General features: G+C 70.4%; 5 protein-coding genes. All 5 read right to left on the bottom strand.

Annotated elements, in window-relative coordinates:
- Positions 1-124: 124 nt before the first annotated feature.
- The gene (locus FV222_RS16405) at positions 125-1,054 is read right to left on the bottom strand and encodes an ABC transporter permease (protein WP_147754529.1); all 930 of its coding nucleotides are present in this window, start codon (positions 1,052-1,054) and stop codon (positions 125-127) included.
- A 4-nt stretch (positions 1,055-1,058) separates the two neighbouring features.
- Positions 1,059-2,012 carry an ABC transporter permease gene (locus FV222_RS16400; protein ID WP_147754528.1) on the bottom strand — a complete coding sequence of 318 codons (954 nt, stop codon included), beginning with the start codon at positions 2,010-2,012 and terminating at the stop codon, positions 1,059-1,061.
- Positions 2,013-2,095: 83 nt separating this feature from the next.
- The gene (locus FV222_RS16395; RefSeq protein ID WP_147764365.1) at positions 2,096-3,715 is read right to left on the bottom strand and encodes an ABC transporter substrate-binding protein; all 1,620 of its coding nucleotides are present in this window, start codon (positions 3,713-3,715) and stop codon (positions 2,096-2,098) included.
- A gap of 128 nt (positions 3,716-3,843) precedes the next feature.
- Positions 3,844-4,224 (bottom strand): oxalurate catabolism protein HpxZ, encoded by a 381-nt coding sequence (hpxZ, locus tag FV222_RS16390; protein WP_147764366.1) that lies wholly within the window; start codon positions 4,222-4,224, stop codon positions 3,844-3,846.
- The coding region (locus tag FV222_RS16385; protein WP_147815129.1) for an AtzE family amidohydrolase at positions 4,224-5,302 on the bottom strand (1,079 nt) is incomplete at its 5' end. The genes hpxZ and FV222_RS16385, both read right to left, overlap by 1 nt.

The following is a 5,302-nucleotide window of genomic DNA, read 5'->3' as shown; positions in this document are numbered from 1 at the left end:
GTTGGGGAGAGGGTCGGGGTGAGGGGCGTGCGCCGTCCGGAGAGGTCACGCCCCTCATCCTGTCCTTCTCCCCCTGGGAGAAGGGACCCGCGCTTCGCCCGGTTTCCGTCCCTGACGAGGCCCGTCACTGGCGGATCTCCATGGCGCTGCGCAGGCCGTCCGAGAACAGGTTGAACGAGATCGAGACGATGAAGATCGCCAGCCCCGGCAGCGCCGCCACCGTCGGGTTCACGTAGATCGCGGTGCGGAGCGTGTTGAGCATCAGGCCCCATTCGGGCTCGGGCGGGCGCACCCCGAGGCCGAGGAAGGACAGGCCCGAGGCCAGGATCATCGAGACCGAGATCAGGCCGGTGGAGTAGACGAAGATCGGCCCGACCACGTTGCCGAGCACCTGCACCCGCATGATCGTGAGCGCCGAGGCGCCGGACAGCCGGGCGGCGTCGATGTAGTCGCGCGCCCGGATGCCGGTGGTGACGCTCTCGGAGATCCGCGCGATCTGGGGGACGAACACGCAGGTCAGCGAGACGATGGCGTTGAAGATGCCGGCCCCGAGCGCCCCCGACAGCGCGATGGCGAGCAGCACCGAGGGGAAGGCGAAGAACACGTCGATGGTGCGCATCAGGATCGTGTTGGTCCAGCCGCCGACGTAGCCGGCCACGATCCCGATCGACGAGCCGATCACGAAGGCGATCAGCACCGGCGTCACGCCCATGAACAGCGACAGCCGCGCGCCGACCATCAGGCGGCTCAGCATGTCGCGGCCGAGCTCGTCCGAGCCGAGCCAGTAGGTCGCGTCGCCGACGGGCTTCAGGCGGCGCAGCATCGAGCCGCGATACGGGTCCATCGGCGTGATCCACGGCGACAGGATCGCGACGACAACGATGGCGAGGATCACCGCGCCGGCGGTGATCGCCACCGGGTCGCGCACGAGGCGGTGGCCGACATGGCCCCAGTAGCCGCGGGAGGCGACGAAGGCGTCGGGCTCGACTTCGGACGCCGCGGGGGCGATGCCCCCGTCGAGGGCCATGGTGGCGGCGGTGACGGGTGCTGTCATCGGATCAGGCCCGCTCGATGCGCGGATCGAGTGCGGTCTGCATCACGTCCACGAGGAGGTTGAGGGCGACGAAGAACATCGCCAGCACGAGGATCGAGCCCTGGAGCAGGGGGAGGTCGCGCTGGAAGATCGCGGCGTTGAGCAGGAAGCCGGTGCCGGGCCAGGCGAACACCGTCTCGATCAGGATCGAGCCGCCGAGCAGGTAGCCGAGCTGCAGGCCCATGATCGCGAGCGCGGTCGGCGCCGCGTTGCGGACCACGTGCTTGAACACCCCGACCTCGTCGAGGCCCTTGGCGCGCAGGGCCTCGACGAAGTCCTGGGCGAGGATGTCGGCGACGAGCGCGCGCACGGTGCGGGCGATGATGCCCATCGGGATCACCGACATCGTCACGGCGGGCAGGATGATGAAGCGCAGGTGCTCGAAGTCGGGCCGCCAGTTGCCGGAGCCGTCCGGCCCCGCCCCGGTCGGCGGCAGCCAGCCGAGGTTGGCCGAGAACACGATCACCATCACCATGCCGAGCCAGTAATGCGGCACCGAGACGCCGAAGACCGAGATCGCGGAGGCGACCCGGTCGAGGATCGAGTTGCGGTGATAGCCGGCGACGAACCCGAACAGGGTGCCGAAGGTGAAGCCGATCAGCGTCGCCACCGAGGCGAGGATCAGGCTGTTGACCACCGCGCGGGTGACCTCGCCGAGCACCGGCCGGCCGGTGGCGATCGAGACGCCGAGGTCGCCGTGCAGCACGTGCCAGAGCCAGATCGCGTACTGCACCGGCAGCGGCTTGTCGAAGCCGTAGGCGGCGCGCATCTCGTCGATGGTCGCCTGCGTCGCGTCCGCCGGCAGAATCGCGCTCAAGGGATCGCCCGGCGCGAGGTGGACCAGGAGGAAGCAGACGAGGCTCACTCCGAACGCCACCGGCGTCACGGCGACGAGGCGCTTGAGGATGTAGAGCAGCATCGGATTCGGGTTTCCTTGTTCCGATCCCAGGTCATGATGCGCGAAGCGCCCTCCCCCGCTTCAGGGGAGGGAAGAGCCGTGGTTCACTTCCCCGTCGCCATGGTGATGTTCGAGAAATCCTGGAACCAGTTCTGCGCCTGGACGAATCCCTTCACCTTCGGGCTCATCGCCCGCGGGTTCACGTCGTGGGTGATCATGATGAACAGCGCGTCGTCGACGAACTTCTCGTGGACCTTCTCCAGCACGGCCGTCTGCTCGGCCTTGTCGAAGGTGTTGCGGACCTGGTCGAACAGCTTGTCCATCGCCGGATCGCAGTAGTAGCCCCAGTTGGTGCCGTTCGGCGGGGCGAAGTTGCACTGCAGGTGCCGGATGAAGCCGGTGAAGGGGTCCTGGATGAAGTACGAGTAGTTGATGCCCGTCACGCCGCGCGAGATGTCGGCCTTGGCGCCGGCGCGCCAGATGTTGATCAGCGTGTTCCACTCGACCACCTCGTAGTCGACCTGGATGCCGACCTCGGCGAGGTTCTGCTGCACGAACTCGTTCATCGGCAGCGGCTGCATCTGGCCCGAGCCCGAGGCCGAGATCGCGATCTTGGTCTTGAGCGGCTTGTTCGGGCCGTAGCCGGCCTCCGCCAGCAGCTTCTTGGCGGCGGCCGGATCGTACTTCACCTGGAAGGTCGGGTGGCCGAACCACTGGTGGCCGGGCGGGAAGAAGCCGGTCGCCGGCACCGCGAGGCCGCCGAGCAGCTCCTTCAGGCCGTCCCGGTCGATGGCGAGGTTGGCGGCCTTGCGCACGCGGACGTCGTTCCAGGGCGAGCCCTCGACGCGGGACAGGTGCCAGGTCCAATTGTGGGGATAGGTGTTGGTGACGATGGTGAAGCCGGCGCCCTTCAGCGAGGCGACGGCGTCGGGCGCGGGCGCCTCGATCCAGTCGACCTGGCCGGAGCGGAGCGCCGCGACGCGGGCGTTGGCCTCCGGCAGCGGCACCAGCACGAGCTTGTCGAGCTTCGGGACCCGCGCCTTGTCCCAGTACTCCTTGAAGGGGACCATCTCGGCGCGCTCGCGGGGGGCGAACAGGGTCAGCTTCCACGGGCCGGTGCCGGACGGGGTCTTGGCGAAGGCGTCCCAGGACTTGCCGAGCTTCTCCCACTGCGCGGGCGAGGACATCATCACCCAGGCGATCTGGTAGGGCAGCGTCGCGTCGGGCGCCTTGGTGACGATCTCCACGGTCGTCGGGTCGACGACCTTGTAGCTCGCGACCGCCGGGATGCGGGTGCGCCCCTGCGCCGACTGGCGCGGATCGTATTGCGGGCTGTCGTTCTTCAGCAGCTTGTCGAGGTTCCACACCACCGCGTCGGCGGTGAAGTCGGAGCCGTCGTGGAATTTCACGCCGGGCCGCAGCTTGAACGTCCACTTGGTCTTGTCGGCGGCGTCCACCGCCCAACTCTCGGCCAGCCCCGGCACGAGGTCGGAGGGCTTGGTCGCCGAGGACAGGTCCCAATTGATGAGCCCGTCATAGACCGTGTAGCCCATGAAGCGCATGCCCTCGCCGCCGTTGTCGGCTTGGCCGGTGGTCAGCGGGATGTCGGAGGCGGTCATGCCGATCCGCAGCGTGCCCTGGGCCATCACGGCCTGGGCCGACAGCATCAGGGAGCCGGCGAAGGCCGCGCGGGCGGTGAAGGTCTTCATCGAGCGGAACGGCATGTCGGGCGGGGTTGCTCCGTGGGGCGGCCACCCGTGACCGGGCGCCGCAGAGGACGCCCGGCTCCATGCAAGCGCGCGGCCAGACCGGCCGGAGGCCCTGATTGTTTATTCAGGCGGGCGGGGCCGCCCTACCCGTCGATCAGGCTCACGTGGGCGGCGACCACCCGCCAGCCCTCGGGAAACCGCACCCAGGTCTGGCTCTGCCGGCCGACCCGCCCCGGCGCGCTCGCACGGAAGAACAGGGTCATCGCGGTGGCGAAATCGCGCCCGTAGGTGGTGATCACCGTCTCGGACAGGGTCCGCTCCAGGCCCACGGGCGAGCGCGCCCGGCGGAAGGCGCGGATCGCGTCCATGCCGTAGAGGTTCTCGCCCCCGCCGTAGCGGATGGTGCGGGGGTCGTCGCGGAACAGCGCCTCGAGCACCGGCACGTCGTTCGTCGTCAGCGCGGTCTCGTAGGCGCGGAACGCCGCCTCGACCTCGGCCTTCACCTCCCAATCGTCGATCACCATCAGACCAGCTCCGCGATCGGGGCGCGGACGGTGCCGAGCCGTTCGAGCACCCGCGCCACCCGCAAGGCCACGTCCTCGCGCCAGGGCGCGGCGATCACCTGCACCCCGAGGGGCAGCCCGCCGTCGAGCCAGACCGGCACCGCCGCCACCGGCAGGCCGATGAACGAGATCGGCTGCGTGAACACACCGATGTTGGCCCGCACCGGCAGCGAGACGCCGTCGAGGGTGAAGTGCGTCTGGCCGCGCGGCGGCGCCCGGCACGGGGTGGACGGCGCCAGGATCACGTCGACGTCCGCGAACAGGTCGGCCACCGCGCCGCGGTACCAGCGGCGGAAGCGCTGCGCCCGCTCGACGAAGGGGGCCGGCAGCATCGCCCCGGCGATGAGGCGGTCGCGCACCGCCGGATCGAAGTCCTCCGGCCGGGTCCGGAGGCGGTCGAGGTGGAGCGCCGCGCCCTCCGCCGCGGTGATCAGGTAGGCCGCCGCCCGGGCGCGGGCGGCTTCCGGGATCTCGACGACCCGCGTCGCGGACAGCGCCCGGGCCACCACCTGCACCGCCGCGAACGCCTCCGGGTCGCCGCCGCGCGCGAAGTAGCCCCCGGCCACGGCGATCCGGAGGTCGCCGAGGCCGGAATCCAGCCCCGGCAGGACCGGCTCCGCCGGACGGGCCGTCGCCACCGCGTCGTCCGGGTCGGGGCCCTGCATCGCGTCGTAGGCGAGCGCCAGGTCGGCGACGCTGCGCGTCATCGGCCCGAGGTGGTCGAGGCTGTTGACGAACGGGAAGCTGCCGGCCCGGGTCAGCCGGCCGTAGGTCGGCTTCAGGCCGAAGCATCCGCAGAAGGCCGACGGCACCCGGATCGAGCCGTTGGTGTCGGAGCCCAGCGTCAGCGGCACGAGGCCGGCGGCGATCGCCCCGCCCGAGCCGCTCGACGAGCCGCCGGTCATGTGGCCGGCCCCGTGCGGGTTGCGACTGTCGCCGTCGTGCACGTTCTCGCCGGTGAAGTCGTAGGCGTACTCGCCCATGTTGAGCGCGCCGACGAGGATCGCGCCCGCCGCCTCCAGGCGGCGCACCAGGGCGC

Origin of the sequence: Methylobacterium sp. WL103 (assembly GCF_008039885.1) — a bacterium.
GTDB classification, from domain to species: domain Bacteria; phylum Pseudomonadota; class Alphaproteobacteria; order Rhizobiales; family Beijerinckiaceae; genus Methylobacterium; species Methylobacterium cerastii.
The sequence above is the reverse complement of the archived record's forward strand: the minus strand, read 5'-3'. Positions and strand labels throughout refer to the sequence as shown.

Excerpts from the sequence above, each read along its gene's own strand:
- FV222_RS16400 (WP_147754528.1), bottom strand. The coding sequence starts at position 2,012 with ATGCTGCTCTACATCCTCAAGCGCCTCGTCGCCGTGACGCCGGTGGCG.
- hpxZ (WP_147764366.1), bottom strand. The coding sequence starts at position 4,224 with ATGGTGATCGACGATTGGGAGGTGAAGGCCGAGGTCGAGGCGGCGTTC.
- FV222_RS16395 (WP_147764365.1), bottom strand. The coding sequence starts at position 3,715 with ATGCCGTTCCGCTCGATGAAGACCTTCACCGCCCGCGCGGCCTTCGCC.
- FV222_RS16405 (WP_147754529.1), bottom strand. The coding sequence starts at position 1,054 with ATGACAGCACCCGTCACCGCCGCCACCATGGCCCTCGACGGGGGCATC.